Genomic DNA, 22,595 nt, shown 5'->3' on the forward strand with positions numbered 1-22,595 from the left:
CGGTTTCAGCGCAACAGGGTAGCGGGTAGGGCCGAGATGCGGCAGGATCAGGCGGTGGCAGGTGCTACATAATACCGGAAAACAGTTCCTCAGCCTTTTCTTCGTCGTAGGTGTGAACCGTCAGGTTCCGGTCATTCATCATCGCGAGGGCGAGTTCCGTCTGATCCTCGGTCAAGAATCCGGCGATCTGGCTTTCACGGACCATGGCTTTCGGGCTTGCCGAGTTTAGGCGTTCGGCCCCCATCTGGTCGGCGATTACCGACCTTGCCGCTCTCCACACCGTCTCCGTTGCCAGGGTGAAGCGTAGGATCGCAGAGTCACGAACGACATCATCCACGGGGCGGGCGAGGACTTCCTGAAGCCGCGCCAGTGCTTGGCGCGCGATGTCGAGCTTCCGGCTTACCTTGTCCATTCAATCCCTTCCCGTTCCACCTCTTGCCGGAACTCCCGCCGAGCTGTCCGGAGATCCACCACATCGACGAAGTATGGAACAGTGCTCTCTTCCAACTCTTCGTTGATCTCCCCGATCAGACCGGGCGGTAGCGGCTCTAACGGGTCGATGGCCACGTCGATGTCGCTCCAATGACCGACATCCCCGCGGGCGCAGGAGCCGAACAGGTAGACGCGGGCAGGGTGCCCTGCCAATCGCTCAAAGACGATGCGCTTCACAGTGTCGAGGGCGCGCAGGCGTACCGGGTTCATCATTGCTGCAGTTTAACACAATTCGGGCCGGGATGCGGTCGCAGGAAAAGGCCGGCCCCCGCAAGGAAGGCCGGCTGCAAGTCGATCAGGAGTCAGTCAGAACATCATACTGGGAAGTACATCGATCCAAAAACGTCAACCTCGGCGGAGGCTCACTCGCTCTTGGTAGTCGTGCTGCGTTCGATGGTGGTGGCGCCGGACGGGGCCGGGGTCACGGTGGTCGAACCATAGCCGGGGGTGGTGGTCGTGGTGGTCGTCGTGCTGGTGGTGGATCCGTCGGAGCCGCATGCGGCCAGCAGCAGCGCGGCCCCCAAGGCGGTGCCCACACCGGTCAGAATCGTCTTCATGCTCCTCATCTCCCATGCAGTGCTAGCTCTGCAGGGGAGAACGCGGCGCAGCTTGCGTTTGTTCACGCCCTCTTTCGGGTTGCCGATTTCCGCACCGCCGGCTTCTCTTTAAGGTAGGGGGCGAGATAGCGTCCGGTATAGCTGCGCTCCACCGTCGCGACATCCTCCGGCGTGCCTTCGGCGACGATCTCGCCGCCGCCGGTGCCGCCCTCCGGTCCCAGATCGATGATCCAGTCGGCGGTCTTGATGACCTCCAGATTGTGCTCGATCACCAGCACCGTGTTGCCCTGGTCGACCAGCGCATGCAGCACCTCCATCAGCTTTTCGACGTCGGCGAAATGCAGGCCGGTGGTCGGTTCGTCCAGGATGTACAGCGTGCGGCCGGTGGCGCGGCGGCTCAGTTCCTTCGACAGCTTGACGCGCTGCGCCTCGCCGCCCGACAAGGTCGTCGCCGCCTGCCCGATGTGGATGTAGCCGAGGCCGACGCGTTCCAGCGTGTCCATCTTGTCCCGGATGCCGGGCACCGCCTTGAAGAACTCCTTGCCTTCCTCGACCGTCATGTCCAGCACGTCGGCGATGGTCTTGTCGCGGTAGGTGACTTCCAGCGTCTCGCGGTTGTAGCGCTTGCCGTGACAGACGTCGCAGGTGACGTAGACGTCGGGCAGGAAGTGCATCTCGATCTTGATGACACCGTCGCCCTGGCAGGCCTCGCAACGCCCGCCCTTGACGTTGAAGGAGAATCGGCCGGGGCCGTAGCCGCGCGCCTTCGATTCCGGCAGGCCGGCGAACCAGTCGCGGATCGGCGTGAAGGCGCCGGTGTAGGTCGCGGGGTTCGAGCGCGGGGTGCGGCCGATCGGCGACTGGTCGATGTCGATGACCTTGTCCAGATGCTCCAGCCCCAGCACCGCGTCATGGTCCGCCGGATGTTCGCGGGCGCCCATCAGCTTGCGTGCGACCGCCTTGTACAGCGTCTCGATGATCAGCGTCGACTTGCCGCCACCCGACACGCCGGTCACACAGGTGAAGGTGCCGAGCGGGATTTTGGTCGAGACGTTCTGCAGATTGTTGGCGCGGGCGCCTTGAACCTCCAGGAACTGGCCGGGATGGCCTGGCCGGCGGGTGTCGGGCACCGGGACGAAGCGGGTGCCGTTCAGGTACTGGGCGGTGATGCTGTCGGGGTTCTTCTGAACCTCCTCCGGCCGGCCCTGGGCGATGACGGTTCCGCCATGCTGGCCGGCACCGGGACCCATGTCGACCAGATAGTCGGCGCTGCGGATCGCGTCCTCGTCATGCTCGACGACGATAACCGTGTTGCCGATATCGCGCAGACGCTTCAGCGTCTCCAGCAGACGGTCATTGTCGCGCTGGTGAAGTCCGATGGACGGCTCGTCCAGCACATAGAGCACGCCGGTCAGGCCGGAACCGATCTGCGAGGCCAAGCGGATACGCTGGCTCTCGCCGCCCGACAGGGTGCCGGACCCGCGGCTGAGCGTCAGATACTCAAGCCCGACGGCGTTGAGGAATCCCAGCCGCTCGTTGATCTCCTTGAGGATGCGATAGGCGATCTCGCGGTCCTTCGGGCGCAGATGCTCGTTCAACTCGCTGAACCACTCACCGGCACCGGCGATGGACAGTTCCGCCGCCTCCGAGATGTTGCGGCCACGGATCTTGACCGCCAGCGCCTCCGGCTTCAGCCGCGCGCCCTTGCAGACCTCGCAGGGCTGGGAGGACTGGTATTTCGACAGCTCGTCGCGCGTCCAGGCGCTGTCCGTTTCGCGGTAGCGCCGCTCCAGATTGTTGACGATGCCCTCGAACGCCTTGTTGGTCTGGTAGCGCCGCAGCCCGTCGTCATAGGTCATGGTGATCGCCGACCCGCCCGAGCCGAACAGGATGGTCTGGCGGACCTTTTCCGGCAGATCCTGCCAGGGCGTGGTCATCGACGCGCCGAAATGCTCGCAGATGCTCTCCAGCGTCTGGTCGTAGTATTTCGAGGTCGATCCGGCCCACGGCGCGATTGCGCCCTTGGCCAGCGTCAGCCGCTCGTCCGGCACCACCAGCATCGGGTCGAAATAGATCTTGCTGCCCAACCCGTCGCAGGCCGGGCAGGCGCCGAACGGGTTGTTGAAGGAGAACAGCCGCGGCTCGATCTCCGGAATCGTGAAGCCGCTGACCGGGCAGGCGAATTTCTGCGAAAAGACGGTCAGCTCGTTGGTCTCGGCATTCTCGATCCAGACGATGCCGTCGGCCAACCCCAGCGCGGTCTCCAGCGAATCGGCCAGACGGTTGCCCAGCCCCTCGCGCACCACGATGCGGTCGACCACCACCTCGATGTCGTGCTTCAGCTTCTTGTTGAGCGCCGGCACCTCGTCGATCTCGTACATGGTGCCGTCGACCCGCACGCGCTGGAAGCCGCGCTTGCGCAGGTCCTGGATTTCCTTCTTGTACTCGCCCTTGCGGCCGCGCACGAAGGGCGCCAGCAGCAGCAGGCGCGTGCCCTCCGGCATCGCCATGATCCGGTCGACCATCTGGCTGACCGTCTGGCTTTCGATGGGCAGGCCGGTGGCCGGCGAATAGGGGATGCCGACACGCGCCCACAAGAGGCGCATGTAGTCGTAGATCTCCGTCACCGTGCCGACTGTGGAGCGCGGATTCTTCGAGGTCGTCTTCTGTTCGATGGAGATGGCGGGCGACAGCCCCTCGATCGAATCGACGTCCGGCTTCTGCATCAGCTCCAGGAACTGGCGCGCGTAGGCCGACAGGCTCTCCACATAGCGCCGCTGTCCCTCGGCATAGATGGTGTCGAAGGCAAGCGACGACTTGCCCGACCCCGACAGGCCGGTGATGACGATCAGCTCGTCGCGCGGCAGATCCACATCGACGTTCTTCAGGTTATGTTCCCGCGCGCCGCGGACGCTGATGTACTTGTTCATGGAGTGTTCTTTTACCCGAAGCCCATCCGGATGGAAAGCGGCAAGGCGCCGCGACGCATGACAAAATCGGCCAGCCGGAATGCGGTGCCCCTTCGGCCGGCCGGCTGACGATATATGCGCTGGGCGCGCCATTGCCACCGGCGCCCGGCGCGGGTCGGTCATGACCAGAAGGGCGGCACCGCGCGAAAGCGCTTCCACAGATCCGGCAACGCCTTGCGCCGCTTGTCGGACTGGCGGTCGATCCAGGCGGCGACGGCGCCCACCGTCTTCGGGTCCGCCCCGGTCAGCGAGCCAAGCATGCGGGCGCCGGTGACGGCGTCCTGATCGGCGTCCAGCGCCGTCTGCAAGGGCTCCAGCGCCGCGAAGAAGGGCAGGGTGACGGCCTCCGGATAGAGCCCGCGGAAGAAGTCGGCAGTGTAGCGCAGCGTTCGCAGCCGGCGGCGCAGCTTGTCGCGTCCCTTGGCATCCTCCGGCGGCTTCGCCGACTTGCCGAGCTTCGCCATGCGCGCCGACAGCCAGCCGCCGGCCACCGTCGTGACCGGAGCCGACAGCGCGGTCCGGCGGTCGCCGTCCGCCTCCGACATCCAGCGGCCATGCTCCAGCCACGCGGCGAGCGCCAAAACCATGGTTGTGCAGCCCGGCGCCAGGATGGCCGCAACGGCTTCCCGCGCCGGCCCGGCGCCGGCGGTCCGGGCGAGTGCGGCCAGCCGCTCCAGCGCCGTGCGGTCGATGCCCGGCGCCGTCTTCGGATCGGCGAGAAGCGGGTCGATGATGCCGGACATCAGCACGTCCCACCCGCGCGCCGGCCCCAGCCGCTTGGCCAGCGCACGGCTTTCCTCCACCAGCCGGTCGGCCTCGGGCGAGGCGACCAGCGGCGCGAAGAAGCGGTGTGCGATGCGCAGACAGCGCAAGGCCACGCGCATGCGGTGCAGCCCTTCCACATCGCCGCCCGCCAGCGCGCAGGATTCGTTGGCGAGGAACTGGCGCAACGCCTGCCGCAGGATGTGCCGGTAAGCCTCCGCCACCGTGGTCAGCGGCGACAGGCCGAGCGGCTCGGCCTCCACCGGCCCCGGCGCCTTGCCGGTGACCAGCCGCAGCCCGGCCTCCGCCTTGCTTTCGGTGCCGATGCGCATGGGGATGGCGGCCTGCAGGGCCAGCGCCAGGTCGAACAGGCTGGCGACCTTGCCGGCCTTCAATTCCAACTCCACCTCGCCGACCGGCAGAGAGTTGCCGCCGGCATAGATGGCACCGTCATCCACAGCCAGTTCGACCGCCGTCAGCGTATCGGGGCGAAGCAGCAGGGTGGTGCGGCGGAAATCGGTGATGAACAGGCAATCCAGCACGTCGAGCGCCGCCGCCGGAACCAACCCGGCGACAGCGGGATCGCTCAGCACGCCGGTGTCGACCGCTTCGCCCGCGACGATCCATTCCCATTCCCGCCGCACCGCCACGGCGGCGGAATCGCCGGGGCTGGCGCTGTTCACGGTCTTCAAGGTCTGGATGAAGCGGTCGCCCTCCTGCCGCACGCGCAACGCCACCCCGTTCGCGGCCAGCTTCAGGTCGGGGGTATCGAAATAGGCGGTGCGCAGCCGCTGCGTCGCGGCCGGACCATCGGCCAGCGCCTGCAGCGCGGGAAGGGCGGCAACCCGCGCCAGATCCGCCGATGCGGCATGGAGCTTCAGCTCCACCTCGCGGAAGGCGGCGGGGGCGGAGGTCTGCGCATCGGGGAGTGCGGACGGGCTGACGGGCGGAATGGCGGGTGGCAAGGGTCGGCATCCTCCCGTATCCGGCCGGGAACGGCCTGGAATGACTCAGGTGGTTCCGTGGATACTCCAACCGCCGCCGCAGGTTAAGAGAGTTTACGCGGCTGCACAAAATCCGCCAGCCGCCCCGCCCCCAGTTCCAGGTCGGCCCAATGCAGCGTTTCGAAGACGAGGACGGCGCAGGCGCCGGTCGGAAACTTGTCGGCCAGCGCATGGCGCAGCCCGTGGTCGCCGCTGCCGGTCAGGGCGTTGGCCAGCTCGTGCAGGTCCGGATTGTGCGCTATCAACAACAGGCCGGTCGCCGAGTCCGGCGCGTCGCGCAGCCGTTCCAGCAGCGTGTGGGCGCCGCACAGGTACAGTCCCCGCTCATGCTCCACCGGCGGGAATGGCGCGCCGATGGCCGCCATCACGCGTTTGCGCGTTTCCACCGCCCGCACCGCGGTGGAACACAGCACGAGGTCGATGTGGGCATGATGCCTGGCCAGATGGCCGCCGACGAGGGTGGCGGCCTTCTCGCCGCGGGCGTTCAGCGGTCGGTCGTGGTCGCCCAGCGACGGATCGTCCCAGGAGGATTTCGCGTGGCGCAGCAGGAACAGCGTCTTCATGGCGGCAATCGGTCGCGGCAGGGGAGGGAAAGGGGAGGGAGAGGTCGCAGCCTATAGCCAAATGGGAGTCCTGAAACCGTAACGCATATGGGATACTCTGTCTGCCCACCATATAACCGTCGTCGGCACCGCTGAAAGGCAGGCGCCGGCGCTCAGGGTTTCAAGATTTCAGAGGTCGACGTGACGCAACTCCAGGAACTCGATTCGGTCGGTATCGAGCCAAACGCTCCGGAACGCTTCATCAATCGGGAGCTGTCGTGGCTGGCCTTCAACCAGCGCGTCCTGGACGAGGCCGCCAACCCCCATCACCCGCTTCTGGAGCGGTTGCGCTTCCTGTCGATCTCCGCCAGCAACCTCGACGAATTCTACATGGTCCGCGTCGCCGGCCTGAAAGGGCAGGTGGCCGCCGGCGTGAAGGCGCCGAGCCCGGAGAATCTGACGCCCGCCCAGCAGCTGGCCGCGGTGAAGCAGCGCATCGCGGCGTTGATGGAAAGCCAGCAGACGATGTGGCGCACGCTGAAGGGCGAACTGCGGGAGGCCGGGATTTCCGTGGTCGATCCCAAGGACCTCAGCGAGGGCGAGCTGGACTGGCTGGAAGCGAAGTTCCTGGACGACATCTTCCCGATCCTGACGCCCATCGCCGTCGATCCCGCCCACCCCTTCCCGTTCCTGCCCAATCTCGGATTCTCGCTGGCGCTGCAACTGCATGACCCGGTCAAGGGCCGGCACATCGACGCCCTGGTGCCGCTACCCTCGCAGTTGGAGCGGTTCCTGCGCCTGCCCGGCTCGGACATCCGCTTCCTCCAGCTGGAAAAGGTGGTGATGCAGTTCATCGACCGCCTGTTCCCTCCGTTCCAGGTCAAGGCGCACGGCGTCTTCCGTGTCCTGCGCGACAGCGAGATCGAAATCGAGGAAGAGGCGGAGGATCTGGTCCGCACCTTCGAAAGCGCGTTGAAGCGCCGCCGCCGCGGCAGCGTCATCCGGCTCGCCACCGACAGCGGCATGGCGGCCGACCTGCGCGATTTCCTGCGCCATGAGCTCAACGTCGCCTCGGACGACGTCTTCATCCTGGACGGGCTGATCGGCCTGACCGACACCAAGCAGCTGATCGTCGACGAGCGGCCGGATCTGGTCTTCCGCCCGTTCAACGCCCGGTTCCCGGAACGCATCCGCGATTTCGGCGGCGACTGCTTCGCGGCGATCCGCCACAAGGACATCGTGGTCCACCACCCGTACGAATCCTTCGACGTGGTGGTGCAGTTCATCCGGCAGGCGGCGCGCGACCCGCAGGTGGTGGCGATCAAGCAGACGCTCTACCGCACCAGCAAGGACAGCCCCATCGTCGCCGCGCTGATCGAAGCGGCGGAGGCCGGCAAGTCGGTGACCGCGCTGGTGGAATTGAAGGCCCGCTTCGACGAGGAGGCCAACATCCGCTGGGCGCGCGATCTGGAACGCGCCGGCGCCCAGGTGGTCTACGGCTTCGTCGATCTGAAGACCCACGCCAAGGTGTCGCTGGTGGTGCGGCGCGAGAAGAAGGCGTTGCGCAGCTACGTCCATTTCGGCACCGGCAACTACCACCCGATCACCGCGAAGGTCTACACCGACCTGTCCTTCTTCACCTGCGACCCGGCGCTTTGCCACGACGCCGCCGTCATGTTCAACTTCATGACCGGTTACGCGACGCCGAAGGTGCTGGAGAAGATCGCCATCGCGCCGATCACGCTACGCCAGCGCCTCTTCGACCTGATCGAGGCGGAGATCGCCCATGCCGCCGCCGGCCGTCCGGCGTCGATCTGGGTGAAGCTGAACTCGCTGGTCGACCCGGTCATCATCGACAAGCTGTACAAGGCGTCGCAGGCCGGGGTGCAGATCGACATGATCATCCGCGGCATCTGCTGCCTGCGGCCGGGGGTGAAGGGGCTGTCGGAGAATATCCGGGTGCGCAGCATCGTCGGCCGCTTCCTGGAACATGGCCGCGTCATCTGCTTCGGCAACGGCCATCCCATGCCCAGCAACCAGGCCAAGGTGTTCATCTCCTCGGCCGACTGGATGACCCGCAACCTGGACCGCCGGATCGAAACGCTGGTTCCCATCGAAAATCCGACGGTGCATGAACAGGTGCTCGACCAGATCATGGTCGCCAACATGAAGGACGACGCAAGCACCTGGAAGCTGGGCCCCGATGGCGTGTACCATCGGATCAAGGCTGGCCCGGACGCGTTCAGCGCCCATAATTACTTCATGACCAACCCCAGCCTGTCCGGCCGGGGCAGCGCGCTCAGCAGCAAGCGCACGCCGCCGCGGCTCATGCTGCATGCGGTGTCCTGAGGGCGGGTGACGGGAGCGAGAGTATGAGCAAGGACAAACGCGCGTCCGCCATCCCGGGCGACGTCGGGCAGGCGGGCGCCGGCGGATTCGGCATGGCTTCCGCCCCTGATCACGCCCCCAATCAAGCCGGCGAGAATGCCGGCGAGCGCGTCGGCGTGATCGACATCGGCTCCAACTCGATCCGTCTGGTCGTCTATGACGGGCTGACCCGGTCACCGCTGGCCCTGTTCAACGAGAAGGTGCTGTGCGGCCTCGGCCGCGGTGTCGAGAAGTCCGGCGTGCTGAACCCCGATGGCGTCGCCCAGGGGCTGGTGGCGCTGGAACGCTTCGCCACTCTGGCCCAGGGCATGCGTGTCGGCCGCCTGGACGTGATCGCCACCGCCGCCGTGCGCGACGCCCGCGACGGCGCCGCCTTCGTCGATGCCATCCGCCGCCGTGCCGGCCTGACCGTCCGCGTCATCAGCGGCGAGGAGGAGGCGCGGCTGTCGGCCATGGGCGTGCTGTCCGGCACTCCCGGCGCCGACGGCCTTGTCGGCGACCTCGGCGGCGGCAGCCTGGAGCTGGTGACGCTCGACCGCGGCGTGATCGGCAAGCAGGTCACGCTGCCGCTCGGCCCGCTGCGGATGATGGAGGTGGGATCGACCAAGGGCGGTCCGGTCAAGCTGATCGACCAGCATCTGGAATCGCTGCCCTGGCTGCCGGCGATGAAGGGGCGCCCCTTCTACCCGGTCGGTGGGAGCTGGCGCGCCATCGCCAAGCTGCATATGGAGCAGTCCGGCCACCCACTGCACATCATCCACCACTACACCATCCCCGCCGCCGACGCGCGGGAGTTCACCGGGCTCATCGGCCGGCAGAGCCGTTCGTCGCTGGAAAAGATGGCTGGGTCGCGCCGCCGGCTCGACACGCTGCCCTTGGCCGGGCTGGTGCTGGAACGGCTGCTGCGCATCGCCCAGCCGTCGAAGCTGGTCTTCTCCGCCTATGGCCTGCGCGAGGGGCATCTCTATTCGCTGCTCTCGCCGGAGGGACAGCGCGCGGATCCGCTGATGGCCTCGTCCGCCGATTGGGCGCGGCGCTTCGTGCGGATGGGCGATCCGGCCCTGCTGATGTCCTGGACCGCCGGGCTGTTCGCCGGGGAGGACGACAACGCCATCCGCCTGCGCCATGCCGCCTGCCTGCTGAGCGACGTTGGCTGGGCCGATCATCCCGATTACCGGGCGGAGCATGCCTTCCTGCGCGTGCTGCGTTATCCGTTCCCGGCGCTGGACCATGACGAACGGGCGTTCCTTGCGCTCGCCGTCCATGCCCGCTATTCCGGCACCATCGACGTGCCGCTGACCGCACCGGTGCGGACGCTGGTGACCGAAGGGCAGGGCATGAAGGCGCTGGTGCTGGGGTTGGCGCTGCGCCTCGCCCATACGTTGTCCGGCGGCGCCACTGCGCTGCTGGAGCGTACCAGCCTGAAGGTTGGCGACGGCCGGGTGGTGCTGACCCTGCCCGACGACGGCAGCGTCCCGTCGGGCGAAGCGGTCCAGCGCCGCATCGATGCGCTTGCCAGGGCGATGAATCTCAAAAGCGACGTGGTCCAGCCCCTGCGGCCTCAGGCGGCGGAATAGGGCAGGGCAGGTGGGCCGCCCGTTGGTGATCGGCGGGCGGCCCTGCCCCGTCAAGTTCGGGTGATCGACACGCCGCCGTCGACCAGCAGCGCGGTTCCCGTGGTGAAGCTGGACATATCCGATGCCAAATAGAGCGCGGACTGCGCGATTTCGCATGGCGTGGCGAGCCGTTTCAACGCATGAAGACCTTGGACGAAGGCCAGAGCCTCGGGAGTGTTCGACACGGCGCGTCCCATCGGCGTGTCGGTCCCGCCCGGCAATAGCGCGTTGGCGCGGATGCCCTGCGGCCCATATTCCGCCGCGATCACCCGTGTCAGCCCGATCAGTCCGGCCTTGCTCGCCGCATAGGCGGCCATGCCGGGAAAGCCGACGGTGTGACCGACGAAGGTGGAAGTGAAGATCAGCGATCCGCCGCCACGGGCGAGCATGGCCGGGATTTGACGTTTGGCGGCATGGAAGGCGCTGGTCAGGTTGGTGTCGATCACCTCGTTCCACATCTCCACCGTTATTTCCGGAACCGGCACCATAGCGCCTGTGGTTCCGGCATTGTTGAAAGCGACGTCCAGGCCGCCGAACCGCCGCGTGGCGACCTCCACGGCTTCGTGTGCAGTTTCCGCGTCCGCGACATTGCCGGCAACGGCGGCGGCATCGCCGCCATTGTCCCGGATCTCGTCGGCCAGCCGTTCCAGTTCGCCACGCCGCCGGGCCACGAGCACGAGCTTTGCGCCATGTTCGGCAAACAGCAGCGCCGCCTCACGCCCGATCCCGGAGCTGGCCCCCGTGACGATTGCAATTTTCCCGTCGAGCTGCCTCACGACCGTTCTCCCTTGCGATGAATGGCCCGAGAGTGGCGAAGGCGATCCGGTACCGGCTATCCGGTTCTTGCTTTCGAATTCGCAAGGTCCGGATAACCGGTCACGGATTTAATTTCCATAACTATCCTTATGTGTTTCTTGTCCGCCCTCACCAGCGGGATTTCCAACTAATACTTTAACGCCATAACGCCAGAGCACAGTTGTTAGGCGGTCTGTTTCTTACTATCTTCGGGGAAGGCGCGCTGAGGGTACCAGCCTCAGCGCGCCCGCCCGATCAGCGGTTCAGGTACTCAAGCACAAGCTTGACCACCTGCAACAGCAGGATCAGGAGCTTGAGGATATCAGACATCCTCTGTCTCCCAGCTGAGCGGCGGCGGTGGCGGCCAGTCCGCCACCGCGTCCGCCCCCTGCTTATAATCGGTAGCGTTGTCTTGCGGCAGTCGCGACAAGCGGGAAAATCTCAAATATCACGCATCCAGTGGCTTGCGCTGTTGCCGGGTGGCAATTCGGACCTCCACCACCCATTTCCGGCATCGCACCTTCGGACCCGGATGGATGATGTCGTCGAAAAACCAGCCCACCCTGCCCGACCAGCGTCAGGCGGTTCTGTCCCAGCGTCGCAACCTCAAGATGGCCGAATCCGCCCACGCCTATGTGCGGGGCAGCACGGTGAAGTTCTACGAATGGCTTGAGCAGTCCGGCGGCAAGGTGCCGGACGGGCCGCCGGTCTGGATTTGCGGCGACTGTCACGTCGGCAATCTCGGGCCGGTCGCCAATGCCAAGGGCAACATCGACATCCAGATTCGCGACGTCGACCAGACGGTGGTCGGCAATCCTGCCCACGACCTGATCCGCCTCGGCCTGTCGCTCGCCACCGCGGCGCGCGGGTCGGATCTGCCCGGCGTCACCACCGCGCTGATGCTGGAGCAGATGATCGAGGGCTATATGATGACCCTCGACGGAGACCTCGGCGGCGAGACCCTGCGGAAGAAGCCATCGGTCGTCCGCGTGGGCATGCGTCAGGCCATCGGTCGCACCTGGAAGCATCTGGCCAAGGACCGCATCAAGGACATCCGCCCGACCATCCCGCTCGGCAAGCGCTTCTGGCCGCTGACCGGCGACGAACGCGCGGCGGTGGAGGATCTGTTCGCCAAGGATCAGGTGCGCCGTCTGGTGACCGCCCTGCACTCCCGCGACGACGATGGCCGGATCGAGCTTCTGGACGCCGCCTATTGGGTCAAGGGCTGCAGTTCGCTGGGCCGGCTTCGGGTGGCGGTGCTGCTCGGCGTCGGCGAAGGCCATTACGATGAGGGCGGTCTCAGCCTGATCGACATCAAGGAGGCGGTGCAGGCTGCCGCTCCCCGCGCCACGAAAAATGGCATGCCTCGCGACAATGCCGAACGCGTGGTGACGGGGGCGCAGAATCTCTCGCCCTATCTCGGCGACCGCATGCGCCCTGCCCGCCTGCTCGACCGCGCGGTTTTCCTGCGTGAACTGCTGCCGCAGGACATCAAGCTCGACTTCGACCATCTGACGCGCGAGGAAGCGACCCGCGCCGCCTTCTTCCTGGCCGCCGTGGTCGGCAAGGCGCATGCCCGCCAGATGGACGAGGCGACGCGCAAATCATGGCGGAACGAGCTGGCGCGCAACCGCACCAAGAGCCTGGATGCGCCGTCCTGGCTGTGGTCCAGCATCGTCGATCTGATCGTCGGCCATGAGGCGGCCTATCTGGAGCACTGCCGCCGCTACGCCGAGCGCCCGGACGCCTGATCCTCGATCTCCCGGTCCAGCAGGCCGCGCGCCATATCCAGGCAGGCGTCGCGGTCGGGCCGGAAATCTTCGGCGATCCACCACGCCTCCACCCGCTTCAGCGTTCCACCGACCGCCGGACCGCGCGGAATACCGATTTCCAGGAGGTCACGGCCTGCGATGGGGAGCTTCAAGCCCGGCAGCTCGTCGGCCACCGCCAGCGCCCTGCGTAGCGCCGTCAGGTCCAGCGGACCGTCATGAATGGCCGCAGCGACCAGCAGCAGGTCGCCGAACAGTTCCGCATAGCCAAGGCGGTAGAGTGCCTGTCGCAGGGCCTTGCGGTCGCCAGCGGCTACCAGTGGGGCCGGCGCCAGTGCGACCGGCGGTTCGACCATGGCCAGCAGACGGTCGCGCTCGTGGTTGGACATGCGCAGCGCCTCGGCGGCCCGCACAGCGCCCGGCCGGTCGCTGTCCAGCACCGCGGCCAGCCGGCGGGTCGGATCGGGAGTCACCACCAGATCGCGCTCCACCGCGATCAGCCGCTCCAGCCGGTCGGTGTCCATGGCTTCCGGCAGCAGGTGGACCATGATCCCCTGCCCCATCATCAGCCGCCAGACCGCCGCGGCGCAGGGGGCGGTCAGCAGTCGGAACAGCTCCCCCCGCACCCGCTCGCCCGACAGGGTCGGCAGGCGCGGCGCCAGTTCGCGGCAGGCGGCCATCGCCTCGGCATCGGGCTCGCCACGGCCGTAATGGGCATGGAAGCGGAAGAAGCGCAGCAGACGCAGCACGTCCTCCTCGATCCGCCGCCGCGCCTCGCCGACGAAGCGGACGCGGCCGGCGGCAAGATCGGCCAGACCGCCGAACGGGTCGAACATGGAGCCGTCGGGCGTGCAGCTCAGCGCGTTCATGGTCAGGTCGCGGCGGGCGGCGTCCTCGATCCAGTCGTCGGTGAACTCGACGCGGGCGTGGCGGCCGAAGTTTTCCACATCGCGCCGCAGCGTGGTGATCTCATAGGGCTTGCCGCCGCACAGCGCGGTGACGGTGCCATGGGCGATGCCGGTGGGGATGACGCGGATCCCGGCGCCTTCCAGCAGTTCCATCACCCGTTCCGGCGGAGCGTGGGTGGCGATGTCGATGTCCTTCACCGGCCGGCCGAGCCACGCATCGCGCACGCAGCCGCCGACGAATCGCGCGTCGGCACCGCCCGACGCCAGGGCGTCGAACACCGCGAGGCTTTCGGGCGCGGTCATCCAGGGCTGCGGGGACAGGCGTGCGGCAACGGTCATGGCGCGCGACGCTATCCGATTCCTGTTTCCCGTTCCATCGTTGTCAATTTGGCGTCGTCAATCCGCCCCCTCGCCCGTTTCGCGCGCGGCGGCGCCCAGCACGTCGCGCAGGTTCACCAGCATGCCGGCGGTCGCCCCCCAGATGTAGCGCTGCGGATAGGGGAAGGCGTAGAACCAGCGCGGCTTGCCCAGGAATTCGCGACTGTGGCGTTGCGGGTTGGACGGGTCGAGGATGAAGGACAGCGGCACCTCAAACACCTCCGCCACCTCGGTCGGGTCGGGCGTCAGCATGAAGGGCGGAGTCACCACCCCGACCACCGGCGTCACCCGGAACCCGGTGCGCGTGACATAGGTGTCCAGCCGGCCGACGATCTCGATCCGGGCGCGCTCCAGCCCGATCTCCTCCGCCGTCTCGCGAAGCGCGGTGTCCTCGGGGCCGCCATCCTCCGGCTCCATCCGTCCGCCGGGGAAGCTGATCTGGCCGGCATGGGCGCTCAGCGTCGCCGTGCGCTGGGTGAAGATGACGGTCAGTTCCTCCGGCCGGTCGACCAGGGGGACGAGAACCGCCGCCTCGCGCAGGGTGGATGGCGGACCCATCTCCGGATTGAGGTCGTGGTCGCCCCTGATCTTGGTCGCCGCGCTGGGCGGCACCCGGTTCGAATGAACGGCGTTTTCGACGGCCGCGTCGGTGCTCATCGCCGGAAAGCGCCGGCGAACCTCCTCCAGGCTCAGTCGCCAGGCAGCTTGCCCAGCGCGAAGAAGACCTTGTTGCTCCATAGACCCACCTCGGACTCGCCGGTTTCGGTTCGGCGCGTGTCGCTGCGCTCCACCATGTCGTAGAACACGGCCCGCAGGATAAGCGCCTCCAGCCGGCTTCTGATTTCGATGTAGGGTGCCGGCTCCCCGGTTTCAGGGTTCACGGCGACACGGATCGGGTGTTCGGGGCCGGCCTCCACCCAATGGTCCAGGTTGGTACGGAAGGACAGGACCTGATCGGCCCCGCTGCCTGCCACCGTCATCTCCACCGCGACGAAGGGAGCGTCCTCCACGACGATCTTGCCGCGTTCGACCGGCGTGACCAGCCAGTAATCGCCGTCGTCGTCGCGCTTCAGGACGGTGGAGAACAGCTTCGCCAGTTCGATACGGCGGATGGGATCGCCATTGTGGAACCAGGTGCCGTCGCGCGCAATGCGGATGTCGTACTGCTCCAGCGTCGGCGTCCTGCCCAGCGCGGCCGGCAGTTCCGGCGGCGTCCCCGAAACGGTTTGCCCATCTGAGCGCTTGTCATTCGCCATCGCGTTACCGACCTTCATGGAGTTGGGAGCCGTTTTGTCCCCGGACATGCGCATTTTCGCCACACTCGACCGTTAGGTCCACCCCGTTGGTCCTTGCGCCTCCATCCGTCGGTCAGCATGTCCGGCGGCGGGATTCGGAAAATGGGTGTCGACAAGGCGCAGGAACAGGGCCAACCATGCGGATCCCGTGTTTCACGTCACGGCATCCTTTTACAAAGGGTGGCCATGACGACGACACCGACCGGCCCATCATCGGGGAGCAGCAGACCTTGAGCGCACAGGACATCCTGAGGGGGCAGCCTCCCGTGCCGGAGGACCCGCAACGGCTGATGGAGGAGATCGAGGCGCTGGGCGACCGGCTCGCTTCGGTCCGCGACCGCATCGGCCGCGTGATCTTCGGCCAGCAGGAGGTGATCGACCGCACGCTGGTCACGCTGCTTGCCGGCGGCCATGTCCTGCTGATCGGCGTTCCCGGCCTTGCCAAGACGCGGCTGGTGGAAACGCTGGGCACCGTGCTGGGCCTCGCCGAAAAGCGAATCCAATGCACGCCCGACCTGATGCCGGCCGACATCCTGGGCTCCGAAGTGCTGGAGGAGGGGGAAAGCGGCCGACGGTCCTTCCGCTTCCTGCCCGGCCCGGTGTTCAGCCAGTTGCTGATGGCGGACGAGATCAACCGCGCCAGCCCCCGCACCCAGTCGGCCCTGCTTCAGGCGATGCAGGAAGGCCGGGTGTCGGTCGCCGGCCAATATCATCCGCTGCCCCAGCCCTTCCACGTGCTGGCCACCCAGAATCCGCTGGAGCAGGAAGGCACCTATCCGCTGCCGGAAGCCCAGCTCGACCGTTTCCTGATGCAGATCGACGTCGATTACCCGGACCGTGAGGCCGAGCGGCGGATGATGATCGCCACCACCGGCTCGACCGACGAGCGTGCGGTGACGGTGCTGTCTGCCGCCGATCTGCAGGCGGCACAGCGCCTCGTCCGCCGCGTCCCGGTCGGCGAGGGAGTGGTGGACGGCATCCTCGACCTCGTCCGCCGTGGCCGGCCGGAGACCTCCGAACTGATGGAGGTGCGCCAGCATGTCGCCTGGGGCCCCGGCCCGCGCGCCAGTCAGGCGCTGATGCTGGCCGCCCGCGCCCGCGCGGTGCTGGACGGCCGGCTGTCGCCGTCGCTGGACGACGTGGTGGCGCTCGCCAAGCCGATCCTGAAGCACCGCATGGCGCTGAACTTCGCCGCGCGGGCCGATGGGGTGACGCTCGACGACGTCATCGACCGCCTCTGCGCCCCCCTGATGTGACCCCCCGCAGCGGAGCCGCAATGCCGCGAAGCCCAGCCTCCCCGCAAACGAGTCAGCTGTCGAACACCCTGCTGGCGCGCCATCGCGCGGAGGAGTTGGCATCCGCCCTGCCGCCGCTTCTGGTCGCGGCGGAGCGGGTGGCCGCCACCGTCGCCCAGGGCGTCCACGGCCGCCGCCGCGTCGGTCTGGGCGAGACCTTCTGGCAGTTCCGCCGCTACCAGCCGGGCGACGCGCCGTCGATGATCGACTGGCGCCAGTCGGCCAAGACCCAGCCCGTCTATGTCCGCGAGAACGAATGGGAGGCGGCGCAGAGCGTCTGGCTGTGGCGCGACCGCTCCGCCTCGATGGATTTCCGCTCGGCTTCGGCGCTGCCGACCAAGCGCGAGCGGGCCGATCTGCTGACGCTCGCGACCGCCGTCCTGCTGGCCCGTGGCGGCGAGCGGGTGGCCCTGCTGAACAGCGGCGTGCGCCCCGACCATGGCAAGACCGCCATCGACCGCATCGCCAGGCTGATGACCGACCCGCAGGCCGCCGCCGCGCCCGACCCGCTGCCGCGGGTGGAGCCCCTGCCCCGCCATGCCCAGACGGTTCTGTTCGGCGACCTGCTGTCCCCCTTGCCGGAGATCCACGCCACCGTCGCCGGGCTGACCGGCCGTGGCCTGCGCGGCCATCTGGTCCAGATCCTCGATCCGGCGGAGGAGACGCTGCCCTATGACGGCCGCGTCGATTTCCACGGCATGGAGGGTGAAACGAACCTTCTGGTCCCCCGGGTGGAGGCCGTCCGCGAAGCCTACCGCGAGCGGCTGAAGGCCCAGCAGGACGGGCTGGCGGCACTGGCCCGCACCGCCGGCTGGAGCTTCGCCGTCCACCGCACCGACCGTTCGCCGCAATCCGCGCTGCTCACCCTATGGGGTGCGATGGCGATGGAGGCGGTGTGACGCGCCGGCCGACCACGTCACCCTCTTACCCTTTTCCCCCTTGCCCTTTCCCCTTGTGAAGACGCGCCAATGCTGGGTCTAGGACCGATCGCCTTCGCCGCCCCCTGGGTCTTGACCGCACTGGCAGCCCTGCCGGTTCTGTGGTGGCTGCTGCGCGTCACGCCGCCGGCGCCGCGCACCATCCGGTTCCCCGCCATCCGTCTGCTGCGCGACCTGACCGCGCAGGAGGAGACGCCGGCCCGAACCCCCTGGTGGCTGTTGCTGCTGCGGCTGATCGTGGCGGCGCTCATCATCCTGGCGCTGGCCGGGCCGCTGCTGAATCCGCGCGCAGCTCTGCCCGGCGGCGGGCCGCTGTTGCTGGTGGTGGACAATGGTTGGGCCGCCGGACGCGACTGGCCGACGCGCAAGCGCACGATGGACGAACTGATCGCCCAGGCCGACCGCCAGCAGCGCCCGGTGATCCTGCTGTCCACCGCCCCGCCGGCCGACGGTCAGCCGATCCATGCCAGCGCCATCGTCCCGGCGCAGGAGGCGCGCCGTCTGGCCCAGGCGATGGTCCCCCTGCCCTGGCCGACCGACCGCGCGGCGGCACTGGAGGCACTCAAGACGGTTGCGACGCAGGCCGCGGGCCGCGGCTCGATCCATGCGGTATGGCTCAGCGACGGCATCGGCGACAACCAAGCCGCCGCACTGGCCGCGGGATTGCAGCGGCTGGGGTCCGCCGACGTCCTCGACGATTCCGCCGAGCATCCGCCCCACCTGCTTCTTCCGCCGTCCAGCGAGGGCACCGCCCTGACCGCCCGCATTGTCCGCGCCGACCCGTCCCGGCCGGGGCCGGTGACCATCCGCCTTGCCGCCACCGACGGCCGGATGCTGACCCGCCAGACGGTCGCTTTCGAAGCCGGCCAGAAGGTTCGCGAGGTGCGGCTGGACGTGCCAACCGAACTGCGCAACGACGCCGCCAGCCTGCGGGTGGAGGGCGATACCACCGCCGGCGCCACCGTCCTGCTCGACGAGCGCTGGCGCCGCCGTCCCGTTGGTCTCGTTTCCGGCCGGTCGGAGGGGGAAAGCCAGCCGCTGCTGTCCGACCTCTATTACCTCGAACGCGCGCTGTCCCCCTACAACGAGGTGCGGCGCGGCGAGACGCTGGACCTGCTGAAACGCGATCTGGCCGTGCTGATCCTGTCCGACATCGGCGCCCTGACCGGCACCGAGGTGCAGGACATCGAGGATTGGGTGAAGAAGGGCGGCGTCCTGATCCGCTTCGCCGGCCCGCGTCTTGCCCAGCATGCCGATACGCTGGTACCGGAGCGGCTGCGCATCGGCGACCGCGCTCTGGGCGGTGCCCTGTCCTGGTCGGAACCGGCGCGGCTGCAGCCCTTCCCGCCCAAATCGCCCTTCGAGGGGCTGACCATCCCGCCCGACGTGCAGGTAAACCGGCAGGTGCTTGCGGAGCCCGCCCTGGATCTGGCCGACCGCACCTGGGCGAGGCTGGCCGACGGCACGCCGCTGGTCACTTCGCAGAAGCGCGGCGACGGCTGGGTCGTGCTGGTCCACACCACCGCCAGCCCGGACTGGTCGAACCTGCCGCTGTCCGGCCTGTTCGTCGACATGCTGCGCCGTCTGGTGGCGCTCAGCGGCGGCGTGACGGGAACGGCGGCGACCGCCTCGCTCGACCCGGTGGAGGTGCTGGACGGTACCGGCCGGCTGGTTCCGCCGCCGTCGACCGCCTTCCCGATCCCCGGCAACGCCACCGCCGACGTGATCGGGCCGCGCCACCCGCCGGGCTTCTACGGCACCGACGATGCGCGCCGCGCACTGAACCTGTCCGCCGCCGTCACCTCCATCGACCCGCTGCCGCCGATGCCGGCCGGGGTGGGGCGCGACGGCTATGGCGCCCGCGGCGAGGTTCCGCTGAAGCCCTCGCTGCTGGCGACAGCGCTCGCCCTGCTGTCCATCGACCTGCTGATCGCGCTGGCCCTGCGCGGCCTGCTGCGCGCGCCGCGCCTGCGCCGCGGCGCCGGGGGTGCCGCGGCCGGCCTGCTGCTCGCCCTGGCGCTGTCGTCGGCCCCGCAGTCCGCCCGTGCGCTGGATGAGGACAAGGCGATCAAGGTGACGGAGGAAACCTACCTCGCCTATGTCCGAACCGGCGACAGCAGCATCGACGACACCGCCCGCGCCGGACTGGAAGGGCTTGTCAGCGTGCTCGGCCTGCGCACGGCGGTGGAGGCCGCGGGCGCGGTCGGCGTCGATCCCGAACAGGACGAGCTGGCCTTCTATCCCCTGCTCTACTGGCCGGTGTCCGACCGCCAGAAGCCGCTGTCCGATCAGGCGCGCCAGCGGGTGAACGAGTATATGCGAAACGGCGGCACCATCCTGTTCGACACCCGCGATCAGGCGCCGGGCGGCGGCCCCGCCGTGCTGCAGACCCTGGTTGAGGGGCTGGACATTCCGCCGCTGGCCCCGGTGCCGCAGGACCATGTGCTGCGAAAGTCCTTCTACCTGCTGTCAGACTTCCCCGGCCGCTATGCCGGCGGCCAGCTGTGGATCGAAGCGCGGGAGGGGATGGCCAATGACGGCGTGTCCTCCGTCGTCATCGGCGGCAACGACTGGGCGTCGGCCTGGGCGGTCGGCCGCAACGGCCAGCCCCTGTTCGCCGTGATCCCCGGCGGTGAGCGCCAGCGCGAGATGGCCTATCGCTTCGGCGTCAACCTCGTGATGTACGCGCTGACCGGCAACTACAAGGCCGATCAGGTCCATGTGCCCGCCATCCTGGAAAGGCTCGGCCAGTAAATGCCCGTCGATCTGCTCTCCGGACTTTCCGTGGCGCTGGCGCCGCTGCTGCCCTGGCCGGTGCTGGGCGTCCTGATCGGCTTCGCCCTTCTCGTGGTGCTGGTCGCGGCGCTGCGCCGGGCGCGCGGGACATGGCTGCGCCTGCTGGCGGTGGCGGTTCTGGCGCTCGCGCTCATCAACCCTTCGCTGGTGCAGGAAAAACGCGACCCGATCAAGGACGTCGCCGTCGTGGTGATCGACGATTCGCCGAGCCAGGCCATCGGCGACCGCCGTGCCCGCACCGAACGCGCGGCGGAAGAGCTGACCGAGCGGTTGAAGCGCTTCAACGACCTGGAGGTGCGCGTCGTCCGCAGCACGGAGGGTGCGGAGAACGGCGGCTCGATCAACGAGACGCACCTGTTCGACGCGCTGAACCGCGCCATGGCCGACGTGCCGCGCCGCCGCATGGCCGGTGCCGTCTTCATCACCGACGGTCAGGTGCACGACGTCCCGCAGGTGCCCGGCAAGCTGGCCGACATCGGCCCGATCCACACCCTGCTGACCGGCGACCGCGACGAGGGCGACCGCCGCATCGCCATCGTGCAGGCGCCGAACTACGGCATCGTCGGCAAGCCGGTGGAATTGACCATCCGCGTCGATGACATGCCCGGCCACCAGTCCGCCGATGCCGCGGTGACGCTGCGCCAGGATGGCGGCACGCCGGGCACCATCCGCGTGCCGGTCGGCCGCGACGTGCGCGTCGACCTCCCCGTCACCCATGGCGGCCAGAATGTCCTTGAGCTTGAGGTCGAGCCGGCGAAGCAGGAGCTGACGCTCGCCAACAACCGCGCCGCGGTGGTGGTCAACGGCGTGCGCGACCGGCTGCGCGTCCTGCTGGTTTCCGGCGAGCCCCATGCCGGCGAGCGCACATGGCGCAACCTGCTGAAGGCCGACCCGGCGGTCGATCTGGTCCATTTCACCATCCTGCGCCCGCCGGAAAAGCAGGACGGCACGCCGATCCGCGAGCTGTCGCTGATCGCCTTCCCGATCCGCGAGCTGTTCGAGGTGAAGCTGGACGAGTTCGACCTGATCATTTTCGACCGCTACCGCCGACGTGGCGTGCTGCCGCAGATGTATCTGGAGAACATCGCCGACTATGTCCGCAAGGGCGGCGCCCTGCTGGAGACCTCCGGCCAGGGCTATGCCGGTCCGCTGTCGCTATACCGCACGCCGCTGGGCTCGATCCTGCCGGCGGCCCCCAGCGGCCAGACGGTCGACCGTCCCTTCCTGCCGACCATCACCGACGTCGGCCGCCGCCATCCGGTGACCGCCGGGCTGCCCGGAGACCGGCTGGACGCTCCGCCGACCTGGGGCCGCTGGTTCCATCAGGTCGATGTGACGCCGAACAACGGCACGGTGGTGATGCAGGGTGCCGAGAATCGCCCCCTTCTGGTGCTCGACCGCGTCGGCAAGGGCCGGGTGGCCCAGCTCGCCTCCGACCAGATCTGGCTGTGGAGCCGCGGCTTCGAAGGCGGCGGGCCGCAGGCGGAGCTTCTGCGCCGCCTCGCCCATTGGCTGATGAAGGAGCCGGAACTGGAGGAGAACGACCTGCGTGCCCATGTCGACGGCAACCGCATCACGGTCGAACGCCGCTCCCTCACCCCGGATCCGCGCGCGGTCACCATCACCGACCCGTCGGATCGGACCAGCACATTGCAACTGACCGACGACCGCACCGGCCGCGCCATCGCCACGGTGACCGCGGCCGCTCCCGGCATCTACCGCATCTCCGACGGGGAACGGACGACGCTGGCCGTGGTCGGCGCGGTGAACACGCCGGAGCTGGCCGACGTCCGTTCCACCGGCGACCGCATGAAGCCGGTGGCCGAGGTGACCGGCGGCGGCATCCATTGGGTGACCGACACCGACAGCGGCCCCAACCCTGGAATCGATGTGCGCCGCACGCAGCCCGACCGCAGCCAGACCGGTTCCGGCTGGATCGGCCTGCGTGCCAACGGCGACTATACGGTGACCGGAGTGACCGATGTCCCGCTTCTGCCGGTGGGTGCGGTGCTGGCCCTGGTTCTGGGCGGACTGCTGATGGCATGGCGCCGGGAAGGTCGCTGAACGGTCTTCCGGTTGTCTGATTTGACG

The 22,595-nt window shown here is 68.2% G+C and carries 17 protein-coding genes; 7 read left to right on the top strand and 10 right to left on the bottom strand.

The window, feature by feature from the left end; all coding sequences use genetic code 11:
* Nucleotides 1-64: 64 nt before the first annotated feature.
* The 6 genes from FZ029_RS12290 to FZ029_RS12315 form a co-directional block, all read right to left on the bottom strand.
* A complete protein-coding gene (locus FZ029_RS12290) occupies nucleotides 65-412 on the bottom strand; it encodes a nucleotidyltransferase substrate binding protein (RefSeq protein WP_149269502.1) in 348 nt (115 codons plus the stop codon).
* Nucleotides 400-705, bottom strand: a complete 306-nt coding sequence (locus tag FZ029_RS12295) for a nucleotidyltransferase domain-containing protein (protein WP_149196994.1) — start codon at nucleotides 703-705, stop codon at nucleotides 400-402. The genes FZ029_RS12290 and FZ029_RS12295 overlap by 13 nt, the downstream gene beginning before the upstream one ends.
* 149 nt (nucleotides 706-854) lie before the next feature.
* Complete coding sequence (locus FZ029_RS12300) at nucleotides 855-1,049, bottom strand: hypothetical protein (RefSeq protein WP_149196993.1); 195 nt, start codon at nucleotides 1,047-1,049, stop codon at nucleotides 855-857.
* Nucleotides 1,050-1,111: 62 nt separating this feature from the next.
* Nucleotides 1,112-3,979 carry an excinuclease ABC subunit UvrA gene (gene uvrA / locus FZ029_RS12305; RefSeq protein WP_149269503.1) on the bottom strand — a complete coding sequence of 956 codons (2,868 nt, stop codon included), beginning with the start codon at nucleotides 3,977-3,979 and terminating at the stop codon, nucleotides 1,112-1,114.
* A 158-nt stretch (nucleotides 3,980-4,137) separates the two neighbouring features.
* The gene (locus tag FZ029_RS12310; RefSeq protein WP_149269504.1) at nucleotides 4,138-5,745 is read right to left on the bottom strand and encodes a CYTH and CHAD domain-containing protein; all 1,608 of its coding nucleotides are present in this window, start codon (nucleotides 5,743-5,745) and stop codon (nucleotides 4,138-4,140) included.
* 83 nt (nucleotides 5,746-5,828) lie between these two features.
* Nucleotides 5,829-6,347 (bottom strand): histidine phosphatase family protein, encoded by a 519-nt coding sequence (locus tag FZ029_RS12315; protein WP_149269505.1) that lies wholly within the window; start codon nucleotides 6,345-6,347, stop codon nucleotides 5,829-5,831.
* A gap of 180 nt (nucleotides 6,348-6,527) precedes the next feature.
* Between FZ029_RS12315 and FZ029_RS12320 the strand changes: the two genes are divergently transcribed.
* A complete protein-coding gene (locus FZ029_RS12320) occupies nucleotides 6,528-8,675 on the top strand; it encodes an RNA degradosome polyphosphate kinase (RefSeq protein WP_149196989.1) in 2,148 nt (715 codons plus the stop codon).
* 23 nt (nucleotides 8,676-8,698) lie between these two features.
* Entirely contained in the window at nucleotides 8,699-10,291 is a 1,593-nt protein-coding gene (locus FZ029_RS12325) for a Ppx/GppA family phosphatase (protein ID WP_149269506.1), read from the top strand.
* Between the two features lie 50 nt (nucleotides 10,292-10,341).
* Here FZ029_RS12325 and FZ029_RS12330 read toward each other — a convergent pair whose 3' ends face one another.
* On the bottom strand, nucleotides 10,342-11,106 hold the full coding sequence (locus FZ029_RS12330) for an SDR family oxidoreductase (RefSeq protein ID WP_149269507.1): 765 nt from the start codon (nucleotides 11,104-11,106) through the stop codon (nucleotides 10,342-10,344).
* A 555-nt stretch (nucleotides 11,107-11,661) separates the two neighbouring features.
* Between FZ029_RS12330 and FZ029_RS12335 the strand changes: the two genes are divergently transcribed.
* Nucleotides 11,662-12,876 (top strand): DUF2252 family protein, encoded by a 1,215-nt coding sequence (locus FZ029_RS12335; protein ID WP_149269508.1) that lies wholly within the window; start codon nucleotides 11,662-11,664, stop codon nucleotides 12,874-12,876.
* On the opposite strand, the gene FZ029_RS12340 is transcribed toward FZ029_RS12335, so the two are convergent.
* From FZ029_RS12340 to FZ029_RS12350, 3 genes are read right to left on the bottom strand one after another with little or no spacing between them, the layout of a single operon-like run.
* A complete protein-coding gene (locus FZ029_RS12340; RefSeq protein WP_149269509.1) occupies nucleotides 12,852-14,141 on the bottom strand; it encodes a CCA tRNA nucleotidyltransferase in 1,290 nt (429 codons plus the stop codon). The genes FZ029_RS12335 and FZ029_RS12340 overlap by 25 nt on opposite strands.
* 57 nt (nucleotides 14,142-14,198) lie before the next feature.
* Nucleotides 14,199-14,837, bottom strand: coding sequence for a CoA pyrophosphatase (locus FZ029_RS12345; RefSeq protein ID WP_149269510.1), 639 nt, complete (start codon nucleotides 14,835-14,837; stop codon nucleotides 14,199-14,201).
* 32 nt (nucleotides 14,838-14,869) lie between these two features.
* Nucleotides 14,870-15,484 (bottom strand): DUF1285 domain-containing protein, encoded by a 615-nt coding sequence (locus FZ029_RS12350; protein ID WP_247892285.1) that lies wholly within the window; start codon nucleotides 15,482-15,484, stop codon nucleotides 14,870-14,872.
* Between the two features lie 281 nt (nucleotides 15,485-15,765).
* On the opposite strand from FZ029_RS12350, the gene FZ029_RS12355 reads away from it, so the two are divergent.
* From FZ029_RS12355 to FZ029_RS12370, 4 genes are all read left to right on the top strand, one after another.
* Nucleotides 15,766-16,731, top strand: a complete 966-nt coding sequence (locus FZ029_RS12355; protein ID WP_149197646.1) for a MoxR family ATPase — start codon at nucleotides 15,766-15,768, stop codon at nucleotides 16,729-16,731.
* 20 nt (nucleotides 16,732-16,751) lie between these two features.
* The gene (locus FZ029_RS12360) at nucleotides 16,752-17,669 is read left to right on the top strand and encodes a DUF58 domain-containing protein (RefSeq protein WP_149269512.1); all 918 of its coding nucleotides are present in this window, start codon (nucleotides 16,752-16,754) and stop codon (nucleotides 17,667-17,669) included.
* A 69-nt stretch (nucleotides 17,670-17,738) separates the two neighbouring features.
* Nucleotides 17,739-20,462 (top strand): DUF4159 domain-containing protein, encoded by a 2,724-nt coding sequence (locus FZ029_RS12365; protein ID WP_149269513.1) that lies wholly within the window; start codon nucleotides 17,739-17,741, stop codon nucleotides 20,460-20,462.
* Nucleotides 20,463-22,568, top strand: coding sequence for a glutamine amidotransferase (locus FZ029_RS12370; RefSeq protein ID WP_149269514.1), 2,106 nt, complete (start codon nucleotides 20,463-20,465; stop codon nucleotides 22,566-22,568).
* Nucleotides 22,569-22,595 lie beyond the last annotated feature (27 nt).

The sequence above is a fragment of the Azospirillum sp. Sh1 genome (assembly GCF_008365135.1).
Taxonomy (GTDB): domain Bacteria; phylum Pseudomonadota; class Alphaproteobacteria; order Azospirillales; family Azospirillaceae; genus Azospirillum; species Azospirillum oryzae.